Source organism: Vannielia sp. SX4 (assembly GCF_052828525.1).
The window spans coordinates 3119867-3142180 of record NZ_CM128247.1 but is presented as its reverse complement, the minus strand read 5'-3'; the positions used below and the strand labels follow the sequence as shown (position 1 = coordinate 3142180).

Below are 22314 nucleotides of genomic sequence, written 5' to 3'. Positions count from 1 at the left end.
GCGATTGCGCCGCCTCCGGGCGGCGTTTTCATGTCTACCGGTCGGGACGCGCCAAGGCGCCGGTCAGGCCGCGATGAACCCCGGCGTTGAGCCGCGCGGCTCTGCGGGCAGCTCCACATCCCACATCAGCGAGGCCAGCATCCGGGCCTCATAGAACCGAAGCGTGGGGCGGGCCAGTTGCAGAGAGCGCTGCCCGCCGAGTTCGCGCAGCGCAATGCTGCCGCTGAGGCCGGGAAAGACCGAGGCGATCTCGCGCTGGGCCGCCGTGCCCAGCCGGGCGCGGGCGATATCGCCGAAATAGAGGCTCTCGCAGGCCAGTCCCTCGGCCTCGATCACCTCGTGCTGGGGCAGCAGAAAGTGGGCGTAGCCGATCTCGTGCATGTTCACCATGTCGATCCCCGGCAGGCCCACCAGCGCCCGCGCGGGCACGAAGACCTCCGCCGCGCCGAAGTGCAGCTCGGCCAGAGGGTCGGCCAGAAGCACGCGGTGCTGCTGCGACAGCACCAATGACGCCGCATTGCCGAAGGCCCCGGCCTCGAAGCGTACCGGTGCGGCATCAGCCAGACCGGGCACAAGGCTCTGCCCGATCCAGAGCACCTGCTGCGCGCCGTTGTCATGGGTCAGCACCCGCTGCCCGGCCCGAAGACGCTCCACCGGCACCATGCCATCCTCGGTGGCAATGCGGGTGCCGAAGCCAAAGCAGACGTAGCCGTATTGCTGAAGCCCGTCCTGATCGGTGGTGTAGAAGCCCGGCGGGTTCTGCGGATCGTGGTTGGCCCAATACCAGCCTTCGAGGTCGAAGTCTGGGGACCAGACAACCTGCACCAGCTCGCCATTGCCATCGAGGCCCTGAAACACCACCGCGCCGCCCTGATCGCCGTTGATGTCGACGAAGTCGGAGCGCACCACGACCGCATCCTGCAACGTGCCGCCGCCGCCATTGCCGGAGTAGGTGAGATCATAAGTGTCGCCCACCGAGAATTGGAAAGGCGAACCGTCTCCCTGGTTGGAGGTGATGGTGAGATCGCTGGTGGAATTGGGCGGGTAATCGAAAGTCGAGGTGCCGGGCCCGTTGTTCAGGTTGGACCCGCTGGATATGGCAAACTCGTTGTCGAGCGCGGTGATGGTGATAGGCAAGGGCAGCCTCCCGTCGGTCAGGGCGGGCATAGGCCGGGGACCACCAAGAGATGGTTAACCGCCGCGGGCGATTTCACTAAAATTGTTGGTAACGTCGGGCGCGGCGCTCAGGGCGCGCGGAAGGTGATGCCTTCGATCATCCGGATGCGGGCGAGATCCTCGAGGTAGAGCGTGGTGAGCGCCTCCACGGTGGCCTCGTTCCAGCCGGGCAGATCCATCTCGACCTCGACAGCCTCGGGGCGGGCGTATTTGTCGAGAAACGCAGTGACCACGCGCTGGCGCTGCTGGGCCGTCTTGACCGGATGGGAGGCGAGGTAGCTCTCCATCCGTTTCACGCCCTCGTCCGACATGATGGTGGCGAGAAAGTCGTTCTCGCCCTCGATCGGCATGTCGGCAGGCATGCCGCCCATCTCGCGCAGGATCTCAGGCCAGATCAGCGGGGTATCCTCGTTGCACCATGCGACGATGCGGGCATCGGGCACGGCTGTGCGGATCGCGGTGAGCGTATCGGACCAGCGCAGATCGGTCGGGGTCACGCCAGCGAGGAAGGCGGCAAAATCCTCCTCCTTGCAGCGCCCGAAGAGGTCGGGGATGAAGGTGGCCGGGTTGGCGATTCCGATATGAAACTCCGCCGCCGCCTCTGGGAAGAGGTTGCGGATCCACTGCACCTTTTCGCCGATCTGCGGGTAGATCCTGTTTTCGGCCAGCACCGAATGGGCGGCGCAGATGAATTGCTCGTTGGAGAACACCAGCCGCTCGGCGTGGTCCTCGTCCATCACCGCGGCGAGCAGATCCTCCTGCAGCTCTGGCGTGGCGGGCACCCCCTTGAGCGCATTGGTGGCCTCGCGCAGCACGCGGCGATAGCGGCCCGGCCCGGAGACCATGGTGCCGATGCCCGCAAGCGCGCCCTTGTTCTTGAGAAGGCACCGGAAGAGCTTGTCTTCATCGGTGCAATGTGCGCCCAGGTGGTACACGACCTGCATTGGATCGTCCCCTTGTTACTCGTTTTGCCTCGTCGCGCCCTTCAGGCGGCCCCCGCGCCGGCGTCACGGCACATTATGGCGGATTGCCCTGTAGATAAACCGCTTTCCACCGGGCAGCGAGGGGGTAATAACGGGAGCGATGAGAGGAAGCCGATGGCAGATGTAGGCGCAGGGGCGCGGGCAGGGCGGCGCTGGCGGTTTGACGGATGGTCGGCCGGGGCGGTGCTGATTGCCGTGCTAGTGCTGCTGCCGATCGCGGCGGTGGTGGTGATGGCCTTCACCCCCGAAGAGAACATCTGGCCCCATCTCTCGGCCACTGTGCTGCCGCGCTACCTGCAGAACACCCTGATCTTGATGGTCGGCGTGGGCGCTCTCTCTGCGGCGATGGGGGCGGGTGCGGCCTGGACGGTGGTGATGTATCGCTTTCCGGGGCGGCGCTGGCTGGAGTGGGCGCTGTTTTTGCCGCTGGCGGTGCCGGCCTATGTGGGCGCCTATGCGCTGGTGGATTTTCTGGAATATGCCGGGCCGGTGCAGGGGGCGCTGCGCGAGGCCTTCGGCTGGACCAGCGCGCGAGATTACTGGTTTCCGCAGATCCGCTCGCGGGGGGCGGCGATCCTCGTGCTTTCGGCTTCACTTTACCCCTATGTCTACCTGCTGGCCCGTGCCGCCTTTCGCGAGCAGCCCGGCGGCGCCTATGAGGTGGCCCGGGCGCTGGGCGCAGGCCCGGTGGCGCGGTTCTGGCGGGTCGGCCTGCCGCTCGCCCGCCCGGCCATCGCCGCCGCCACCGCCATCGTGATGATGGAGACGGTGAGCGACTTCGGCACGGTGGAGTTCTTCGCGGTGCAGACGCTGACCACCGGGATTTTTTCGGCCTGGCTGGAGGCGGGCAACGCGGGCGGCGCGGCCCAGCTGGCCTGCGTGATCCTCGCGCTGGTGCTGGTGCTGGTCACGCTGGAGCGGCTCTCGCGCCGCCGGGCCAAGGTGCACCAAGGCGCGCGCGGCGTGCGCCCCGTGGCTCCGCAGGAGTTGGGCCCGCTGCGCCGCTGGTTGGCCTTCGGCCTCTGCATGGTGCCGTTTGCGCTGGGCTTCCTGTTGCCCGTGGGCGTGATGGTGCATCACGGGCTTGGCCCCAAGGCCGATTGGCTCGACCCGCGCCTGCTGGAGGCGCTCGGCAACACGCTGGTGGTGGGCGGCCTTGCTGCGATGCTGACCGTGGCGGCGGCGCTCTTCATGGTCTACGGCGTGCGCCTCTCGGGCCATGCCCTGCCGCGCGCCCTGCTGCCGGTCACCACCTTGGGGTACGCCGCGCCGGGCGCGGTGCTGGGCGTGGGCGTGCTACTGCCGCTGGCCGCGCTCGACCACCGGGTGGCCGATGCGGTGCTGGCGCTCACCGGGTGGGACCCGGGGCTGGTGCTGACAGGCTCCGCCGCCGCGCTGGTCTTTGCCTATATGGTGCGGTTCTTTGCGATCGGGCAGGGGGCCGCCGATGCCGCCTTCGGGCGGATCTCGCCCAATATCCCGCTGGCCGCCCGCTCGCTCGGCCGCACCCGGCGCGGGGTGCTCGGCGCGGTCTACCTGCCGCTGATGCGCGCCTCGGTCGGCACCGCGCTGCTGCTGGTTTTCGTCGATTGCGTGAAAGAACTGCCCGCGACCCTGCTGCTGCGCCCGTTCAACTATTCAACGCTGGCGGTGCGGGTCTACGAGGAAGCCTCGCTCGAACACCTGCCACAAGCCGCCCCCGCCGCGCTGATGATCTGCGCCACCGGCCTCGCCGCCGTCGCCCTGCTCGCCCGCGCCAACCGCTAGGGGCTTGCAAGGCGCCCGGCCCCACGCTACGAGACCGCCAAGTGCCCCTATAGCTCAGCTGGTAGAGCAACTGATTTGTAATCAGTGGGTCCGCGGTTCGAGTCCGTGTGGGGGCACCATTTAAAGCTAAGTTTTCTGCGCTCTAAGGGGCTTCGATGCGGCTTCGTGCGGGCGCCGGGAGAAATGGCTTCTGTGCGCCTTCGTTCGGTTGCTACCGAAAATCCCGGGACTGACGAAGTTTGGAAGGTGCCGTTTTGGCACATGGATGAGTGTCCACTTTGGCGTCCAAAATTCCCAGTCCAGCAAGGCTCAATCTCACTCCAGATCAACCTGACTCAGTTTGATAGCCAGCGATGGCTCGGCTTGCAGGAGAAATGGAAGCACACCTTTAAAGGCGCAATTGCTTGTAGATGGAACGCTCTTTACCAGAGCACTCCGATCTCGGACGGGTCGTTCGAATATATGAGGGGCCGTGCCGCTGAACAGAGCTTACGTTCATCGTGCGGAATTTTCTCTGTAAGAATAACGCCACTGCAGAAAATTCGGCTGTTTCCGAACAGCTTGATGTGAGCAGGTGTCGTGATCAATGAATGGTATTCACCCCTCAACGTCGAAGGTGACGTTGAAACGCGGGTAAGGTCACCGGGCATCGGTGTTGCCTGACACTGCAAGCAAGGGTCGGCATTCACCTCTCTGGTCCCAGAACCCGCAAAACCACACAAATCTTCAGTGCCACAACGCACCCAGACCCTCAGACCAAAGTCCCCCCTCGGGTGCGCGCTAATTGACTGTATACTCGGCGTCGGGAGAACGTTCTGATGTTCGAACGACATCACGTGGAGGAGATCGCGCAGGTTCTGGATGGCCGGGCCACCGGGCGCGACAGCTATGTCGATGCGTCCTGGCGGCGCTGCGTCGAGCTTTACGGCATGGACCCGGCCCGCGCCGAGCCCGCGCATATCGTAACCGATGCCGAGCTTCGGACCCATCGCGATCAGGCGGAGTGGATGATCGGCGCGGCTCGTGCCAGCCTGCAAAACCTGTTCCGGCAGGTTGCGGGGCAGAATTACGTGCTGCTGCTGACCGATGCCAAAGGCGTCTGCGTCGACTTCTTCGGCGACAGTCTCTTCGCCGATGAGTTGCGCGGGGCCGGCCTTTACCTTGGGTCGAACTGGTCGGAGGATCTTGCAGGAACCTGCGGCGTGGGCGCTTGCATCGTGACGGGCGAGCCGGTCACTGTTCATCAGGACGACCACTTCGGCAACGCGCATACCGCGCTCTCATGCACCTCCGCGCCGATCTATGACAGCCTCGGTCAGATGGCGGCGGTGCTCGACATCTCGCTGCTGCGGTCACCCTCGCCGAAAAGCAGCCAGAACCTCGCCATGTCGCTCGTGACGGCAGCCGCGCGGCGGGTCGAGATGGCGAACTTGATGGCGGCGAGCCGCCGCGAATGGGTGCTGCGGTTTTCGTCCAGTCCGGAGTTTCTCGACGTGGACCCGGAAGGCGCGGTCGCCCTCGACGGGTCGGGCCGGGTGATCGGCGCGACCCACGCAGCCACGCGGATGCTTTCGCGCGAGGGCAGCCTGATCGGAGAGCGTATCGACAGTCTGCTCGGGATCAACGTCGACGATCTGCCCGACCTCATGCGTGACCGCCCGACGGAGGATCGCGTGGTCGCCCTGGGCGATGGCGGTGCGGTTTTCGGTCACGCGATTGCACCACAGGCCCCGCGCCGCCCTCAGGGGGCGATGATCACGCGCCCCGGCATGGGGGTCGTGACCGGGCTTGCGGGCAGCGATCCCGGGATGGAGCGGCTCCTGGCTCGGGCGGAGCGGTTGGCGACCACATCCGTGCCGCTCATGGTCAGCGGCGAGAGCGGCAGCGGCAAGACCAAGCTCGCCCGTGCGCTGCACATGGCCTCCGGCCGCGGGGGCTTTTTGACCGTGGAGTGCGCCGGGGCGGAGGCGGGCGAGATTGCGCGGCTTGTGGCGTCGCAGCCCGGCAAGGCAACGCTGCTGCTTCGACGGATCGAGGATCTTTCCGAAAATGCCGCCCGCACCTTGCCCGGGCTTCTAGATGCGCACCCCGAGCTGCGCCCGATCAGCACGAGCGGCCTGACGCCCAGTGATCTGATGTCTCAAGAGTCCCTGCCATCCGCGCTCTATCACCGGCTCGCCGGGGCGGTGTGTGAACTGCCGCCGCTGCGCGAGCGCCAGGATCTTGGCTGGCTGATCGAGCGGCTGCTGCGGCGGCGCTGCGGCGGTGAGTGGCGGCTTACACCTTCGGCCCGCGCCGAGCTGATGGCCCGTGACTGGCCCGGCAACCTGCGCGAGCTGGGCAATGTGTTCGACGTGGCCTGCGCGATGGCAGAAGGCAACGTCATCGACCTGCCGGATCTGCCCCCGCCACCTCAGCCAACTGAGGCAGAGCCGGATCTCGAAGCGGTGCTCGACGCCTGCAACTGGAACATGGCCCGGGCCGCCCGCAGGCTGGGGGTGAACCGCTCGACCGTTCTGCGCCGCGTCCGCAAGGAAGGGTTGCGCGCCCCCGGCTGAGCCGTTGCACGGCGTTGCGTTTGCAACATGCTGCACTGCCGCAAGCTCATTGACAGTGAAAATCGCCAGATTGTCGTGGCCGGGCGGTATGCCCGCTCGCCACACTCTCCTCATCACATTGCCTATGAGGAGGATACGCAATGCTCGACTCGACCGTCACCGCTGAGGTGCAGGACATGCTCGACAGCCTGAACGCCGCCCTGGAGGAGGGGGACGCGCAGGCCGCCAGCGCCCTTTTTGCGGCCGACAGCTATTGGCGCGATCTGATCGCCGTCACCTGGAACCTGAAGACCGTGGAAGGGCCCGCCGAAGTGCAGGACATGCTCGCGGCGCAACTCAAGCACACAAAGCCCGGCGGCTTTGCCATCCAGAAGGGCGAACTGCCCGGTGAGGATGGCGGCGTCATCACCGCCTGGATCACCTTCGAAACCGCCGCAGGCCGCGGCTGGGGGCTGATGCGCCTCAAGGACGGCCGCATTTGGACGCTGCTTACCGCGATGCAGGAGCTGAAGGGTTTCGAGGAGAAGCGGGGTACGCGCCGCCCGATGGGGGCCGAACACGGCGCCGCCAAGAACCGCAAGTCTTGGAAGGAACATCGCGAGGCCGAAGCGGCCGACCTTGGCTATACCGATCAGCCCTACACCGTGATCATCGGCGGCGGGCAGGGGGGCATCGCCCTTGGTGCACGGCTGCGGCAACTTGGCGTGCCGACCATCGTGCTCGACAAGCACGACCGCCCCGGCGACCAGTGGCGCTCGCGGTACAAGTCGCTCTGCCTGCACGATCCGATCTGGTACGACCATCTGCCCTACATCAAGTTCCCCGACAACTGGCCGGTCTTCACGCCCAAGGACAAGGTCGGCGACTGGCTCGAGATGTACACAAAGGTCATGGAGATCAACTACTGGACCCGCTCCGAGGTGCAGAAGGCCAGCTATGATGAGGCCAGCGGCACATGGGAGGTGAAGGTCAATCGGGACGGCGAGGAGGTGACGCTGCGGCCAACGCAGCTGGTCCTCGCGACGGGAATGTCGGGCAAGGCCAACCTGCCGTCCTTCCCGGGCATGGAGAGCTTCAAGGGCACGATCCAGCACTCGTCGCAGCACGAGGGGCCGGACGCGTGGACCGGCAAGAAGGTGGTGGTCGTCGGGTCCAACAACTCGGCGCATGACATCTGCGCCGCGCTCTGGGAGGCGGATGCCGATGTAACCATGGTGCAGCGCAGCTCGACCCATATCGTACGGTCCGACACGCTGATGGATATCGGCCTCGGTGCGCTTTACTCCGAGGAGGCGGTGGCCGGCGGGATGACGACGGAGAAGGCCGATATGGTCTTCGCCTCGCTGCCCTATCGGATCATGCACGAGTTCCAGATCCCGCTCTACGACCAGATGAGGGAGCGCGATGCGGAGTTCTACGCCGGGCTCGAAAAGGCCGGATTCGATCTCGACTGGGGCGATGATGGCTCGGGCCTGTTCATGAAGTACCTGCGCCGCGGCTCGGGATATTACATCGACGTGGGCGCCAGCCAGCTGATCATCGACGGCGAAGTGAAGCTGGTGAAGGGGCAGGTCGAGCGCTTCGACGAGACCGGCGTTGTGCTGGCCGATGGAACCCATCTGGATGCTGATCTCGTGGTCATGGCAACGGGCTACGGCAGCATGAACGGCTGGGCCGCGGATCTCATCAGCCAGGAGGTGGCCGACAAGGTCGGCAAGGTCTGGGGCCTCGGCTCCGATACCACCAAGGACCCCGGCCCCTGGGAGGGTGAGCAGCGCAACATGTGGAAGCCGACCCAGCAGCAAAACCTCTGGTTCCACGGCGGCAACCTGCACCAGTCGCGGCACTATTCGCTGTATCTCGCGCTGCAGCTGAAGGCCCGCATGGAGGGGCTCGAAACCCCGGTCTACGGCCTGCAGGAGGTTCATCACCTGTCGTGATGCCTAAATCGGCGCGCCGTCACTGGCGCGCCGCGCGCCCGGCATGTCCTCCAGCCGGGCGCATCCATTCTGACATCGGAGAAAAGACATGAAAGCAGCACGTTGGCATGGCGTGAAGGACATTCGCGTTGAAGACGTTCCGGAGCCGAAGCCCGGCGAGGGCGAGGTGAAGGTCAAGGTGGCGTGGACCGGGATCTGTGGCAGCGACCTGCACGAATATCTCGCCGGGCCGATTTTTGTGCCCGTGGACGAAGACCACCCCCTGAGCCACGACAAGGCGCCGATCACCATGGGCCATGAGTATTGTGGCACGGTCGCCGAACTCGGCGAAGGTGTCACCGGCCTTTCGGTTGGCGACCGTGTCGCGATCGAGCCCATCTTCGCCTGCGGGGCCTGCCCGGCCTGCCTCGAAGGCAAGTACAACCTGTGCGACAGCCTCGGTTTCGTCGGCCTGTCCGGCGGCCATGGCGGCTTTGCCGCCCACAGCGTCGTGCCCGCGCGCATGGTCCACAAGATGCCTGACGGGCTGTCGATGGAGCAGGGCGCGCTCGTGGAGCCAGCAGCCGTTGCCCTGCACGCCGTGCGCCTGTCGCGGATCAAGGCCGGTGACAAGGCCGCCGTCTTCGGCGCCGGTCCGATCGGGCTATTGGTGGTGGAGTCGCTGCGCGTGGCCGGTGCCTCTGAGATCCACGTTGTCGAACCGTCTGAGGTTCGGCGGCAGAAGGCGCTGGAGCTTGGCGCAACCTCGGTGATCGATCCCACGGCGACTGACGCTGTGGCCGAGATCCGCGGCGCCACCAACGGTGTTCACGTTGCCTTCGAGGTGACCGGTGTGCCCCAGGTCCTGCCCCAGTGCATCGACGCCACCCGCCACGAGGGGCAGGTTCTGGTCGTGTCGATCTGGGAACAGGAGGCCTCCTTCCAGCCCAACACCGTCGTTCTGAAGGAGCGCCAGCTGCAGGGCACCATCGCCTACCGCAACGTCTATCCGGCGGTGATGGCCCTCATGACCCAAGGCTACTTCAACGCCGATCAGCTGGTCACAAAGCGCATCGCGCTGAAGGATATCGTAACCGAAGGCTTTGACGCGCTCGTCGCGGAGAAGTCCCATGTGAAGATCCTCGTCGAGGCGCCGGACTGACGCCCGTTTGAGAGAAGCCGGCCGCCGACATAACAAATGCCGGCCGGCGACCGAAAAGGTGGCACAGTCAGGGCATATGGTTGCGGCAGCGTAGCGTTGCGACCTGCGGAGTGGTCGTACCTCAAGCGCGCACGTGGCACGCCTTGGAGCATCTTACCGACGGGAAACGCTAGCACGCCGGCCTTTAGCTTCGCCGCATATTGCTGCCAGTTGTGCTGATCCAATAGGTCACAAAAGCCAGTGTGATTCTGCCGTGTGCTGACACCATGGAAAGTGCGCAAAGCTGGAAATGGTGGAGTTAGAATATCGGCAAATGATCATAAAGTTCGTGGCAGACTTGATACTGCTCGGTTTGATCTAATCGATTGCTGGTGTCATCAGAGCCTGTGGAGGCGACCACAGCAAGTAGCCCGTCTCGTTCGCTAACACCTCTCTGGGCGAGCTCTCTGCGAACTCGGCGCGATGGCCTACCGTGGGCCTGCGTTCCCCGGGGCCCGTGGTGAGCAAGCTCGGTATCCAATGGCTATTTGCGAGCATATCCTATGGCGCCTCAGCCTTAACCCTCAAGCGCCACGAGGTACGTCCTCAGCCTCAAGGCCAAGATAGAACGCCATCGGGATCGGGATTATCTGGGCTCCTTTCGCAAAGTGCACCTGCCTTTCCATTTTTCTGAAGATACAGCGAAATGAGGCCTGCGGCGAGAGCGGAGGCACCAGAGGTTCCGCCGAACAGGGAATACAGGTCTCCTGTTCGCTGCCCGGGATCGCTTTCGGGCGGATCGAAAGGGCGCCCTGCCGCATACCCGTAGCTTCCTCGTACATCCAGAGAAAGAGGTGCCCAGGGCGAAAAGGTATTCTTAGCGGCCGCCGGGCGATGCGGTCCGTAGTTATAGTCAGACGCGCCCCTGTCGCACTCGTCATAAGCCCACCTTTTCCGATCAAGGGCGAAGGCGTCATCGCTCAGCATGTGGTAGATCCCGAGCCGAGGGTCGTTCGCCCTGCCGTTAGAATAGGACGAGATGTAGTCTGTCCAAGGCGATTTTTCGTAGCTGGTCCGGTTTCGTGCGCCGACAACGATCAAACCGTCTTGTCTCGGCTCATGGATGCTGGCCGGATAGGAAAGGCGGTTCTGCCAGCCGTCGTTGCCAGCACTCAACACTATATATCGGTGCCAGCTCAAGGCGCGAAGCAACGTCTCGAACATCTTCGAGTGCGCCTGCAGTTTGACCAGATCGGCCTGGTCTTCTGGCAGGATGTAGTCTGGCGGTTCACAACCGTGAGGTAAAGGCCGGTCGATCCGCGTTTGCTTATGGGCATTGCGCATCTGTTTCTCCCGCTCGGCATAGTCCGGCATGCCGCGCGGAATGTGGATCACGTCGGCACCGGCGGCCACGGCGTAGAGCAGCGCGTGGATCATCGGTAGGATTTCGTGGCTGTACGGCGTCGCTATCGGGATTATTTTGCAGAACGGGTTCACCCCGAAATAGGAGATCGGGCCGGGCATGCCGGGATTGGACGGTGGTGGGCGTCCACCGATCAGGCCGGCGCAGCCGGTGCCGTGAGCGCCGAAGTATCGGGACGGGTCCCGTAGTGGAAACCGGACTGTGCGCCTGTCCTGCAGATCTTCCCAGAGCCGAGAAAGTTCCATAAACTCATCCGGCTGATCTTTTACCCCTTGCTTCATGATTTCGTCGATGAAATTGAAGCCTTCGGACCTTAGGTCAAGCAATGGACGATCTTCCGTCGGACCGGAAGTCTTACTGCCATTCGGCGGGTAGCCGGCGCAATCCAGTTCACCCGTCACCGCGTCAACAAAGGCCTGTCCCTTGGCAGTCTCGGTTGCGCCATTGGTTCTTTGTCGCAAGGCTTCGAGAATCTTCGTGATTCGGTGGGGTTCGAGCGACAGGCATTCAGACCATTCGGTCACTTCCTTGGTCGCCTCTTCCCGCAGTATCTTGATCTCGGCCTCTCGGTCATCTGCTGTCTGTCCGAGTTCATTGCCCGGTGATTGAAGGCGATGCTGAAGTTTTTCCAGACTTGGCATCGGGGGCGCATAGATCGCGCCATAGAGATGCGGCGTGAAATCGACTTGTTGCTCGGAAAAGGCATCGACGAGGTTCGGGTGCCCGGTGTCGATCCCGGTGTCGATGATCGCAACCTTGACCGGCGTTTGCTTGCAAGCGCCATCCCAAAGCGCGCTCTTCAGGTTGTCGTCCAGAACGCCGATGTCCTGGAGGTGCCAGAGGTAGAAGTCTTCGCGGTTTGCGCATGGGGATCGAGTCATCAGAACCACTCCTGCATTGCGTCGCGCATCAGGCGACGACACGCGATGAACATGTATGGGGCGAACTTCCGGGCCAGTTCGCGGCCTGCAAAGCTGTCGGAAGCATAGTGAATCCCGGCGGCCTCCCGATTTTCGGCCACCCGCTGTGCAGCGTAAAAGAGCTCGGAAGTCGCGCGGTTTTCCGGCAGCATCCGGGTGAAAACCTCTGCAACCGAAAAGAGTTGGAAGGAATGGTTGGAGGGGTAGGCTTCGTGGGGAGGGTTGTCCAGAAACGGCCTGAGGTGGGTCGCGATCTGATTGGGACGTTCGCGCGAGAACTTGCGCTTGTACACGTATCCGACGCGTTCGGCGATATCGAGCACCGTCAGGATCAGCCGCTCGGTCGCCTCGAAGCCACTGACATCTCCCAGTCCCAGCGGGCGAAGGACCTCTGTTACGTCTGCGGTGCTGACCTGATCAACGATCTCGGTTCGCCGGATTTCGTCATCGGCCAGTTCGCGTTCCAGACGTTGCAGATCAGTGACCTCTTTCCTCGTCCAGTCCGGACCCGGCGGCGGGGGCAAAGGCAGGTTGTCCCACGGGATTGCCTGACGCTGGTGTGGGAGCAGCGTCAGCAGAAGTTCCCGATTTTCTTCCCACACGGCCATCGACGTACCGTTGGCTCCATCGAAGAAGAATTTCGACTTGGACTTGCTCTTGGACTTCGATTTGGACTTGGACTTGGATTTCGACTTTGACTTGGATAGCGCATAATGCGCGCTGGCCCGAAGGATCATATTGTCCTCGTGAACAGCCTCATCGAGTCGAACGGAGATCTTCGTAACTGCACTCGCCAGCCTCGAAATGTCTGACGTGTCCGCGCCGTCCGGATTTGCCTGCGTTACGGCCTCGTCCCGTAGGGCATCTACCTCGTCGTCGGACAGGTCGAACTCTGCTCTGTAAGTCTTGTTGGGGTCGAAGGTAAATATCTCTCCCTCGACGGTAATCCGGTAGTTTTGGACACTGTAGGCACAGGGATCGTGGATACACGGTTCAGCCATTCAATTTCTCCAGTCCGGTTTTGACGACACTCAGGGCTTCGGGATTTGGAAAACGGGCGTCGTCGTCAGACACAAGCCGTTCCGCACTGAAATTCCGGTTCTGCTGGCGCAGTGTTTCCAGCGCTGCGCGTCCCTCTTCGATCCTTCCGGTCAGGGCGCAGGCCGCGGCCAACGTGCGCATCGTCGGTTCGTAACAGTGACCACCGATAACCGGATGTTCTCCCAAGGCTCTTCGCGCATTGGCGACGGCCTCCTCGTTCTTTCCGAGCATCAGGTTCGCCATCGCAACTGAAGTCGTGAAGCTGTAGCAGAAAGGATGGAAGCGACCGATCTCGGCCGCTTTTTTTCCGTAACTCAATGCCGTTTGGTAGTTGCCGCGATAAAAGTGCATCATCGCGAGCGTATCCGAGAGCAAGGAGACGCGGTCCGCCATGTGTAGAACCGGAGAAAGAACACGCTCGGCCTTGTCCATGTCTTTAAGAACGAAGCAGCACGAATGGCCTACCAGCGCTGCGGTCAATGGATTGTGTCGATCGAGTTCCAGCGCACGATTGGCAAGAAATATCGTCCGGTCCATGAGGTCTTGGGCTGAGCCCGACCCGTGCTTTTCGAGTTGAAATGCGGAAAGAAAGGCGTACCACGCATAAAACGTCGACCGAGGGGCGATCTCGATGGCCGACGCCAGCAAGGTCTGAGCCCGGTCGAGATCTGAATTCGAAAGCCGGAAGATGTGATCGACGGCAGCAAGGATATTGCGCGACGCCAAGTGTTCGCTCTCTCGAAATCCGTCAAAATTTAACAGGGTTTCGCATAGTCTATCGATGGCTTGTGTGGCGAAACGATCGATTACACTCGTGGAAAAATCGGCTGTCGCGCAGTTGGCGCGGTCGGCAATGATGATACGGTTCGACCCCGCCTGCCGTGCTTGCAGGCTAAGGACCAGAGACGTGCCGACACTTTCTGCCGTCAATGCAATCAGAATGGAGGGAAATCTGGTCCCGTCGATTGGGACATTGCTACCCGCTCGGAAATCGTAGCATAGGAACAGTCCAGTCCCTTCAGCGTGTCCTATGATTGTGTCGAGTGCGAGGTGTGCCTGGGCGAGACAGGTGGGATGAGCGATCGGCGGCAGAAGCGCGAGGCCGAATAACCCACTGATCACCGGGTCGTTTGTGCCGTCATTTGACCATTGCGAGTTAGCGGCGGAGGCCCGTCGATCGTCCATCTGGCGGCGGACCTCTTGCACCCACTCGTTGAAGGGGTCATCCGGCAAGTCCACGCCTTCGAGAAACGTTGCAGAAGCTAGGTCAGATTTCAGAACGCTGGTCTCTTCAAGGACGTCGACGTCGATGTACTCAAGAGACAGGGCGACTGGTCCGCCGCTTGTCTGGAGAGGTTGTGGTGTGCCATCCGCAGAAAAGATGCGTCTGATTTCAGAAAGTGCCTTTTTGAGGCTGTCGCGACCTTGGATTTGCGGGCGATTGCTCCATGCAATGTCTTGAAGGCGCGGCCGCTCAACAGGTGCGCCATTCATGAGCGCGAGATATGCGAGGAGCACCCGTGCTCGGAGGGATGACGGGGTACGGTCGGTGCCGTCACTTCGAACCAGTCGGGGCGAACCGATCAAGAAAAGCCTGTATCGGAATCCCTCTGACAACGGACACATTCCCGACTGGGCACCACCAACTTCCGAAAGCAATTTTTCGCACTGTAAAAAAACGTCTTCAACGGCGCGATCCTTCTCCAATGGTACAGATTCGAGCGTCACGAGTCAAAATGCCTGGCTTACATTCAATTGTGGCCCCACCCGCAGAGTTACGACCACGCGGGTGGGGCGGCGGTTGCCACCTCTCAGTTGCTCGTGCTGGTCGTCACAGAAACGACCCCGAGTTGCTGCTGCAAGTGCACGACCTCGCGGGCTTTCCGAGAGTCGATGGCGGCCTTGAGGCGATTTCGTTGAAATCCGGAGACCTCTGCCAGGACAATGAGTTCATTGAGCACATAGGCGTCCGGAGAAACTCCAATTTTTTCGGCGAGCTTCGTCTTCATGTCGGAGGCGGCAGCCGGTGTAGATAGGGCGGCAGCGACGGACAGTGCGGTAAAATACTTGAGCATGATCTTGGTCCTCTCTCTATGGCTTGTAGTTCGCATCCAGGTGACGGAAGCAGTGTCAGTATTCCCTAGGGCAAGGGAAACTGGCGGGAACTACAGGGCGAGCAACGTGGGAAAAAAACGGGAAAATTATCTTTAAGAGGGATCTCTTATTTACCTTCAGGCAAACCTAGATCGAAACCGTTGGCGAATTTCTGAACATAGGCGCTTTTGAGAACAGTGCGATGTTAAGAGTTCATATCCGTTTCGAGAATACGTTGGAGGCGACCCTGACGGCGTTCTTTTAGATATCGATTTTCTGCCTAATGCAAGGAAATGAATTCGAGACCAACCCGGAGCCAACATAGATCGTAAACGTCTATGGTATGCAGACTGAGATCTCCGCTTAACATTCCTTCATCTGAACATGGTGGCGCTTGACGTTAACATGGCGGCGCTATTGCGATCACGCGTTATACTTCGCGACCGTTACCGGTAGAGGTCACGCGCAACGCGGGTGAGGGTTCTCCGCCCGACCCAAGTTGGTCCTCACGAGCAGCGTTTTCCCCTATTGGCTGGTTCAAGTTGCTCCGAGAGGCGAGGACCCTGAACGAGACTGCAGAGTTCACTGAAACAGCCCCGCCCTCTGATAAGCCCATCGCCAAGAGATTACTTTTGCTCGCTTGTGAGCGCCAACTATCGATGCGCGGCCTAGCCGCCCACCGGCCCAATCTCGTTGCAAACAAGCCACAGCGTTTTACTGCGGATTGCCTGACTCGTCCGGTCTCTGGACTCTGCCGCGGAACGGAGTATCCAGCGCCATAGCGAGCGAGGGCATATGCTCAAGCCAGTGAGCAAATGCCCAACGCCCGCGAGGTCCCCCATGCAAACGAAACGTTGTTCAATCCTGCTCACCGGCGCGAGCGTAATTGCCCTTCTTCCTGCCGCTCTTGCCGCTCAAGACGTGATCGACCTCGAGGCGATCGTCATCACGGCCACCACCGACGAGACCACGCAGGCCGATGGCTATGTCGCCAGTTACAACCAGTCCGCCACCAAGTCCGACACGCCCGTTGGTGAAACACCGCAGTCGGTCTCGGTCGTCACCGCGCAGCAGATCGAGGATCAGGGGGCAGAGACCCTCGGCCAGGCCCTGCGCTACAGCCCCGGCGTGCTGGGCGATCCCTATGGTGTCGATCCGCGCTTTGACAGCCCGACTATCCGCGGTTTCGAGGCGCGCGGCTCGCAATATGTGAACGGGCTGCGCCAGCTACGCTACATGGGCGCCCCGGCCTATGAGACCTTCGCGCTCCAGCAGGTCGAGGTGCTGAACGGCCCCAACTCCTCGCTCTACGGCGCGGGTTCGCCTGCGGGGATCATCAACCAGGTGCAGAAGCGGGCGCAGGCCTTCGACTTTGGCGAGATCGGGGCCGGGGTCGATGACAACGGGTCGGGCCAGCTCTTCTTCGACTGGAACCGCGCTGTGAGCGATACGCTGGCCTTCCGGGTGACCGGTATCGGCAAGGACTACAAGAGCCAGGTCGAGGAGGTCGGCCTTGAGCGCGGCTATCTCGGCCTCGCCGCCCGCTGGACACCGACCGACCGCACCACCGTGGACTTCATCGCCTCTTACACCGAAGACGCGCCGGTTTCGCCCCCGGGTGTTCCCTTCGCGCTGACGGGGCAGGGGAACGACGAGTATCTCCGCGAGCTCTACACCGGCGAGGAAGACTGGGACGACCACGACCGCAATATCTTCAACCTCGGGTACGAGCTGAGCCACGAGCTCGACAACGGCTGGACCTTCTCCCAGGGCTTCCGCTACGAGAAATTCGACTGGGAGTACTACGGCCACTATGTGAGCGGCACCGCCAATGGCGACACCGAGATCACGCGGGGCGCGAACTACCAGCTCGAAAACACCACCGGCCTGAGCCTCGACTCCCGGTTTGCGGGCGAGGTGGTGACCGGCAACGTCACCCACAAGCTGCTCTTCGGTCTTGACCTGCGCAAGTACGATGCAGAGACGACCACCGAATTCTACTACGGGACCAACCTGAACTGGCAGGACCCGGTTTATGGCGGCGTTCCGACCGGTGCGGCCTGGTACACCAGCACGCCTGAGGTGACCCAGACCCAGATTGGCCTCTATGCGCAGGATGAGATCATCGCCGGCCCGTGGCGCGGCTCTCTGGCGCTGCGCTACGACTGGTCGAAGCAGGAAGGCACCACCTACACCAACTTCGCCGGGGCTGGTGTGATCGATCAGGAAGACGAGGCGCTTTCGGGCCGTGCCGGGTTGGGCTACGAGATTGCGCCGGGCACGCTGGTTTACGCCAACTACTCGACCTCGTTCGACCCAGAAATCGGCGTCGATGGCGATGGCAACCAGCTGAAGCCGACCACCGGCAAGCAGTGGGAGCTTGGGGTAAAGTATCAGCCCGAGGGCTACAACGCTCTCTTCACCGCCGCGATCTACGATCTGCGGCAGGAGAACCTGACCATCAACCTCGGCGGTGCCCAAGGCCGGCGTCAGGTAGGCGAGGTCAAGTCGTTCGGGATCGAGCTGGGCGCGGTGGGCGAGTTGGCCAATGGTATGAACCTGCGCGCCAGCTACGCCTACAACGAGACCGAGCAGTTGGACCCGAGTGGGGCGAACAATGGCAACGAGATGCCCAACGCGCCGCGCCACTTGGCCAGCCTCTGGCTCGACAAGGACTTCGCCAATGGCGTCCGCGTCGGCGGCGGGCTGCGCTACATCGGCGAGCGCAAGGGCGATCTGGCCAACAACTTCACGATGGACCCGGTCACGCTGGTCGACGTGGCGGTGGGCTACAGCCGCGACAACATGGAAGCCTCGCTGAACATCGAGAACCTGACCGACGAGGTCTATCTCTCCAACTGCGGCTCCTTTGGTTGCTACTATGGCGAGGGCCGGACGATTTCGGCCAAAGTCAGCTACAAGTGGTAGGGAGCGGCGCCCCCACGCGACGCAGCTTTATCGCCGCCGGCCTTGCGCTGGCGGCGGTTTCATCTGTGCGGGCCGCGCCGGGCGGGCCGCGCCTTGCGGCCATCGACTGGGCGATGCTGGAGACGGCAATCGCCCTTGGTCATATGCCGGTGGCCGCCTGCGAGCTGATCCGATTTCGGGTGGATTCGCCGGAGCCTCCGGTGCCGGAGGAGGTGGTGGACCTCGGGCTGCGCGGCGCGCCGAATTTCGAGCTGCTGCAACTGGTCCGGCCCGACCTGATCCTGAACTCGCCCTATTACACCCGCTACTTGGCGCGGCTGAGCCAACTGGCGCCGGTGCTCAACCTGCCGTTCTACACCCGTGGCGAGCCGCCGCTGCCTAAGGTCATGGCCGCCCTGCACGATCTGGCCGGGGCCATAGATGACCCGTTGGCGGCGACACGCGCGGAGGCGGCGGCGGAGGAGGAGTTCTCACGGATCGCCACCGCCGTTGCCCCGTTCTCCGACCGGCCGCTCTGCCTCATCAACATCGGAGATGCACGCCACCTGCGCGCCTTCGGGTTCGACAGCCTCTTTGGCTCGGTCGCCGCCCGCCTCGGGTTGGCGAACGCCTGGGAGGGGCAGACGCGATTCAGCTTTCTGGCACCGGTGCCGATCGAGCAACTGGCCACCATGCCCGAGGCGCGGGTGGTGATCGTCGGTAATGTGCCGGTGCAGGCCCGCCGTGGGCTGGCGCGGGCAAAGCTCTGGCAGGCCCTGCCAGCGGTCGCCGAAGGGCGGGTGTATCAGGTGCCGGAGGTCAATGCCTTTGGCGGCTTGCCCTCTGCGCTGCGGTTTGCGCGGCTGCTGGCGGCGGCGCTCGCCCGCCCGCCCGAGGTGCAGCTTTGAGCCGGGCGGCGCAGATCGGTCTGGCGGGCGCGGGGCTGCTGGCCTTGGCGCTCTGGGCATGGGCGGCGACAGGCATGTTGCCGGTCGCTGCGTGGCCGCGCCTGCCGTTCCGCGCCGGGGAGATGAGCCTGGATCAGATCCTGCTGGCCTTCGGGATGATGCCGCGCGGGGTGGTCGCGCTGGTCGCGGGCGCGGCGCTGGGGCTTTCAGGCGCGCTTTTGCAAACCGTGCTGCGCAACCCGGTGGCCGACCCGACGACGCTTGGCATCTCTTCGGGCGCGCAGCTGGCGCTGGTGCTGGCCACCATCTTCGCGCCGGGCCTGCTGGTGGAGGGACGCTGGCCGGTGGCCATGGCGGGGGCCGCGCTGGCGGCGGCGCTGGTGCTGGCGGTGGGCGCGCGGCGCGGCTTCGCGCCGGTGACGATGGTAATCGTGGGCATGCTGGTCGGTCTTACGGCGAGCGCCGTGGCCACCGCCGTCACGCTTTCGCAGGGGCAATACCTGCTCTCGCTGGTGATCTGGAACGGTGGCTCGCTGGTGCAGCAGGACTGGTCGGGCGTGCTCTCACTGGCCGCCGTGCTGGCCTGCGGGAGCCTTGCCGCCGCACTGCTGGCGCGCCCGCTCCGGGTGCTCTCGCTCGGGGTCGAGGGCGCCTCGGGGCTGGGGCTCAACGTGGCGGCGGTGCGTTCGGCAGGCATTGCCGTGGCCGTGGGGCTGGCGGCGGCGGTCTCTGCCGAGCTGGGGCTGATCGGCTTTGTCGGCCTCGCCGGGCCAGCACTGGCCCGCAGCCTTGGCGCGCGCACCATTCCGCAGCGGCTGGTGCTTTCGCCCGTAATCGGCGCGCTGATCCTGTCGCTCTGCGACGGCGTGGTGCTGGCGGTCGCAGGCGCCAGTGGCGAGATGTTCCCGACCGGCGCGCTGACCGGACTGATCGGCGGGCCGCTGCTGATCTGGCTGTTGCCCCGGCTGCGCGGCTCGACCCCGCCGGGCCGGGAGGCCGCCGAGGGTGCGGCGCCGCGCCTTGCCCGCCCCATGCTCCTTTTGCTCGGCCTTCTGGCGGCCCTGATCGCTGCGGCGCTCGTGCTGGTCTGGATCGGGCGGGTGCCCGGCGGCTGGGCCATCCTCGACGCTCAGAGCTTCTCCGATTTCCTCCCCATGCGCCTGCCGCGCCTGATCGCCGCCGCGTCGGCAGGGGCGGCGCTGGCCACGGCGGGGGCGCTGCTGCAACGGCTCACCGGCAACCCGCTGGCCTCGCCCGAGGTGCTGGGGGTATCGGGCGGGGCCGCGCTTGGCTTTGCCGCTGTGGTCTATCTGAGCACCGCCGCCACCGGGCCGATGCTATATGCAGGCACCATGACCGGCGGGGTGATCGCCCTGGCGCTGGTGGCGGCCTATGTGATGCGGCGCGACATGCCCGCCGAGCGCATTCTGCTGGCGGGCATCGCGGTCTCGGCGCTGGCCTCGGCGGTGCTCTCGGCAATGATGGCTTCGGGGGATGCGCGCTCGTGGACGGTGCTGGCCTGGCTCAGCGGCTCCTCCTCCGCGGTTTTGATGCCCGGCGCGCTCGCGCTGGCTGCTCTGGCACTGCTGCTCTGGGGCGCCGCGCTCACCACCGCACGCTGGCTGACCATCCTGCCGCTGGGGGCGGGTGTTGCCGGCGGCCTGAGCCTGCCGCTGCGCCGCGCCCGGCTTCTGCTCATCCTGCTGGCCGGGTTGGCGACTGGAGCCGCCACCGTGTTGGTCGGCCCGCTCAGTTTTGTCGGGCTGATGGCGCCGCATATGGCCCGCCGCGCTGGCCTTGCGCGGCCTGTGCATCACGTCACCGGGGCCGCGCTGGTCGGCGCGCTGCTGATGCTGCTGGCCGATTTCGGCGCCCGCATGGCCGGCTTTCCCTATGAACTCCCTCTCGGCCTCTTCGCCTCGCTCATCGGGGCGCCGTGGCTGCTTTGGCTGATGATGAGAACAGGCAAATGACCCTCTTCGACATTCAAGACCTCACCGTCGACGTGCCGGGCAGGCGGCTGCTGGAGGGCATCAGCCTCGCAGTGCCGCAGGGCAAGGTGACGGGGCTGATCGGGCACAATGGCTCCGGCAAGTCGACCCTGCTGAAGGTGCTGGCCCGGCAGATCGAGGCGGGCGGGCGCGTTGACTTCGAGGGCAGGGCGCTGGCCGACTGGAACGCCCGCGACTATGCCCGCCGCCTTGCCTTTCTGCCGCAAACCACGCCGCCCGCCGAGGGGATGCTGGTGCGCGAACTGTTGGCGCTGGGGCGCTACCCCTGGCACGGGGCGCTTGGCCGCTTCGGGCCGGATGACGAGGCAACCGTGGCCCGCGCGATGGAAGAATGTGGCGTTGCCCGCTTTGCCGACCGTCTGGTGGATACGCTCTCTGGCGGCGAGCGGCAGCGCGTCTGGCTGGCGATGATGGTGGCGCAGCAGGCCTCCACCTTGTTGCTGGACGAGCCGATCTCGGCGCTCGACATCGCCCATGCGGTCGAGGTCATGCGGCTCGTGCGCCGGATGTGCCACGATGAGGGGCGCAGCGTGGTGGTGGTGCTGCACGAGGTGAATATGGCCGCGCAGTTCTGTGACCATATCGTGGCGCTGAAGCAGGGGCAGGTGGCGCTCGAAGGGCCGCCCTCCGACCTGATGCAGGCCGCGCGATTGGAAGAGGTCTATTCGGTAAAGATGGAAGTGCTGCGCCGCGCCGATGGCCAGACGGTTGCCGTGCCGGCGTGAGCAAGTGAGGATCTTGCGGTGTGTAAAGGGTGCTTTACATGCCGGGCTGGCGCGGCTAGTGTAAAGGTAGCTTTACACAGTGGAGGTCGCAATGCGGGCTTTTCTCTTTCTCGCCGGGGGGCTGGCCGCCTATGTTGGCGCGCTGGTCTTGTCCAATTCCATCCTTGCGCAGGGTGTCAGCAGCCCGATCCTGCGGGCGCTGGTTGCGCTCAGCCCGACGATCCCGGGCGTCTTCATCTGCGGTGCGGTGCTCTTCACCATCCGCACGCTCGATGAGTTGCAAAGAAAGCTGCAATACGAGGCGCTTGCCCTGTCTTTCGCGGGCACGGCCCTGCTGACCTTCGGCTACGGGTTTCTAGAAGGCGTCGGCTTCCCGAAAATCTCGATGTTCGCGGTATGGCCGCTGATGGCGGCGCTCTGGGTTGTTGGCGTGGTGATCGGCCGGTTTCGGTTCGGATGAACAACCGGGTGCGAGAGCTCCGGATGGAGCGGAACTGGTCTCAGGTTGCGCTGGCTGAGAGCCTCGAGGTCAGCCGGCAAACCGTCAACGCGATCGAGCGGGGCCGATATGACCCGAGCCTTCCGCTGGCTTTCAAGATGGCGCGGCACTTCGGGGTGACGATCGAAGACCTGTTTCAACCGGACCCGGACGATTGAAGCCTGCGACGGGCGCAGGAGCGCATCCGCCACGCGCGAAGCCCCATGCCCCGGCGCAGGCGTGGCCCCGGCACCTCGCGCGC

General features: G+C 64.0%; 16 protein-coding genes and 1 tRNA gene. 11 read left to right on the top strand and 6 right to left on the bottom strand.

Features of this window, described 5'->3' with window-relative positions:
- Nucleotides 1–63: 63 nt before the first annotated feature.
- Both ACUXVX_RS15445 and ACUXVX_RS15440 read right to left on the bottom strand, forming a co-directional pair.
- Entirely contained in the window at nucleotides 64–1137 is a 1074-nt protein-coding gene (locus ACUXVX_RS15445; protein WP_222494084.1) for a Hint domain-containing protein, read from the bottom strand.
- 107 nt (nucleotides 1138–1244) lie between these two features.
- Nucleotides 1245–2120, bottom strand: coding sequence for a hypothetical protein (locus ACUXVX_RS15440; protein ID WP_446308990.1), 876 nt, complete (start codon nucleotides 2118–2120; stop codon nucleotides 1245–1247).
- Between the two features lie 153 nt (nucleotides 2121–2273).
- Between ACUXVX_RS15440 and ACUXVX_RS15435 the strand changes: the two genes are divergently transcribed.
- The 5 genes from ACUXVX_RS15435 to ACUXVX_RS15415 all read left to right on the top strand — a co-directional run bounded on the left by ACUXVX_RS15435 (nucleotide 2274) and on the right by ACUXVX_RS15415 (nucleotide 9565).
- The gene (locus ACUXVX_RS15435; protein WP_446308989.1) at nucleotides 2274–3926 is read left to right on the top strand and encodes an ABC transporter permease; all 1653 of its coding nucleotides are present in this window, start codon (nucleotides 2274–2276) and stop codon (nucleotides 3924–3926) included.
- A gap of 43 nt (nucleotides 3927–3969) precedes the next feature.
- A tRNA-Thr gene (locus tag ACUXVX_RS15430) sits at nucleotides 3970–4045 on the top strand.
- A gap of 699 nt (nucleotides 4046–4744) precedes the next feature.
- Nucleotides 4745–6484 carry a sigma-54-dependent Fis family transcriptional regulator gene (locus ACUXVX_RS15425; RefSeq protein ID WP_446308988.1) on the top strand — a complete coding sequence of 580 codons (1740 nt, stop codon included), beginning with the start codon at nucleotides 4745–4747 and terminating at the stop codon, nucleotides 6482–6484.
- 140 nt (nucleotides 6485–6624) lie between these two features.
- Complete coding sequence (locus ACUXVX_RS15420) at nucleotides 6625–8424, top strand: flavin-containing monooxygenase (protein ID WP_446308987.1); 1800 nt, start codon at nucleotides 6625–6627, stop codon at nucleotides 8422–8424.
- 88 nt (nucleotides 8425–8512) lie between these two features.
- Nucleotides 8513–9565, top strand: coding sequence for a 2,3-butanediol dehydrogenase (locus ACUXVX_RS15415; RefSeq protein ID WP_446308986.1), 1053 nt, complete (start codon nucleotides 8513–8515; stop codon nucleotides 9563–9565).
- A gap of 591 nt (nucleotides 9566–10156) precedes the next feature.
- Here the strand turns inward: ACUXVX_RS15415 and ACUXVX_RS15410 are convergent.
- The 4 genes from ACUXVX_RS15410 to ACUXVX_RS15395 all read right to left on the bottom strand — a co-directional run bounded on the left by ACUXVX_RS15410 (nucleotide 10157) and on the right by ACUXVX_RS15395 (nucleotide 15003).
- Nucleotides 10157–11848 (bottom strand): S8 family serine peptidase, encoded by a 1692-nt coding sequence (locus ACUXVX_RS15410; RefSeq protein WP_446308985.1) that lies wholly within the window; start codon nucleotides 11846–11848, stop codon nucleotides 10157–10159.
- Complete coding sequence (locus ACUXVX_RS15405; RefSeq protein ID WP_446308984.1) at nucleotides 11848–12888, bottom strand: phosphatase PAP2 family protein; 1041 nt, start codon at nucleotides 12886–12888, stop codon at nucleotides 11848–11850. The genes ACUXVX_RS15410 and ACUXVX_RS15405 overlap by 1 nt, the downstream gene beginning before the upstream one ends.
- Nucleotides 12881–14656, bottom strand: a complete 1776-nt coding sequence (locus tag ACUXVX_RS15400; protein WP_446308983.1) for a hypothetical protein — start codon at nucleotides 14654–14656, stop codon at nucleotides 12881–12883. Before ACUXVX_RS15400 ends, ACUXVX_RS15405 begins: the two co-directional genes overlap by 8 nt.
- Before the next feature lie 83 nt (nucleotides 14657–14739).
- Nucleotides 14740–15003, bottom strand: coding sequence for a hypothetical protein (locus ACUXVX_RS15395; RefSeq protein WP_446308982.1), 264 nt, complete (start codon nucleotides 15001–15003; stop codon nucleotides 14740–14742).
- Nucleotides 15004–15862: 859 nt separating this feature from the next.
- Between ACUXVX_RS15395 and ACUXVX_RS15390 the strand changes: the two genes are divergently transcribed.
- From ACUXVX_RS15390 to ACUXVX_RS15365, 6 genes are all read left to right on the top strand, one after another.
- Nucleotides 15863–17950 (top strand): TonB-dependent siderophore receptor, encoded by a 2088-nt coding sequence (locus ACUXVX_RS15390; protein WP_446308981.1) that lies wholly within the window; start codon nucleotides 15863–15865, stop codon nucleotides 17948–17950.
- Nucleotides 17944–18837 carry an ABC transporter substrate-binding protein gene (locus ACUXVX_RS15385; protein ID WP_446308980.1) on the top strand — a complete coding sequence of 298 codons (894 nt, stop codon included), beginning with the start codon at nucleotides 17944–17946 and terminating at the stop codon, nucleotides 18835–18837. The genes ACUXVX_RS15390 and ACUXVX_RS15385 overlap by 7 nt, the downstream gene beginning before the upstream one ends.
- Nucleotides 18834–20810, top strand: a complete 1977-nt coding sequence (fhuB, locus tag ACUXVX_RS15380; RefSeq protein ID WP_446308979.1) for a Fe(3+)-hydroxamate ABC transporter permease FhuB — start codon at nucleotides 18834–18836, stop codon at nucleotides 20808–20810. Before ACUXVX_RS15385 ends, fhuB begins: the two co-directional genes overlap by 4 nt.
- On the top strand, nucleotides 20807–21574 hold the full coding sequence (locus tag ACUXVX_RS15375) for an ABC transporter ATP-binding protein (RefSeq protein ID WP_446308978.1): 768 nt from the start codon (nucleotides 20807–20809) through the stop codon (nucleotides 21572–21574). Before fhuB ends, ACUXVX_RS15375 begins: the two co-directional genes overlap by 4 nt.
- Nucleotides 21575–21665: 91 nt before the next feature.
- On the top strand, nucleotides 21666–22034 hold the full coding sequence (locus ACUXVX_RS15370) for a hypothetical protein (protein ID WP_446308977.1): 369 nt from the start codon (nucleotides 21666–21668) through the stop codon (nucleotides 22032–22034).
- Nucleotides 22031–22231, top strand: coding sequence for a helix-turn-helix transcriptional regulator (locus ACUXVX_RS15365; protein WP_446308976.1), 201 nt, complete (start codon nucleotides 22031–22033; stop codon nucleotides 22229–22231). The genes ACUXVX_RS15370 and ACUXVX_RS15365 overlap by 4 nt, the downstream gene beginning before the upstream one ends.
- Nucleotides 22232–22314: the final 83 nt, after the last annotated feature.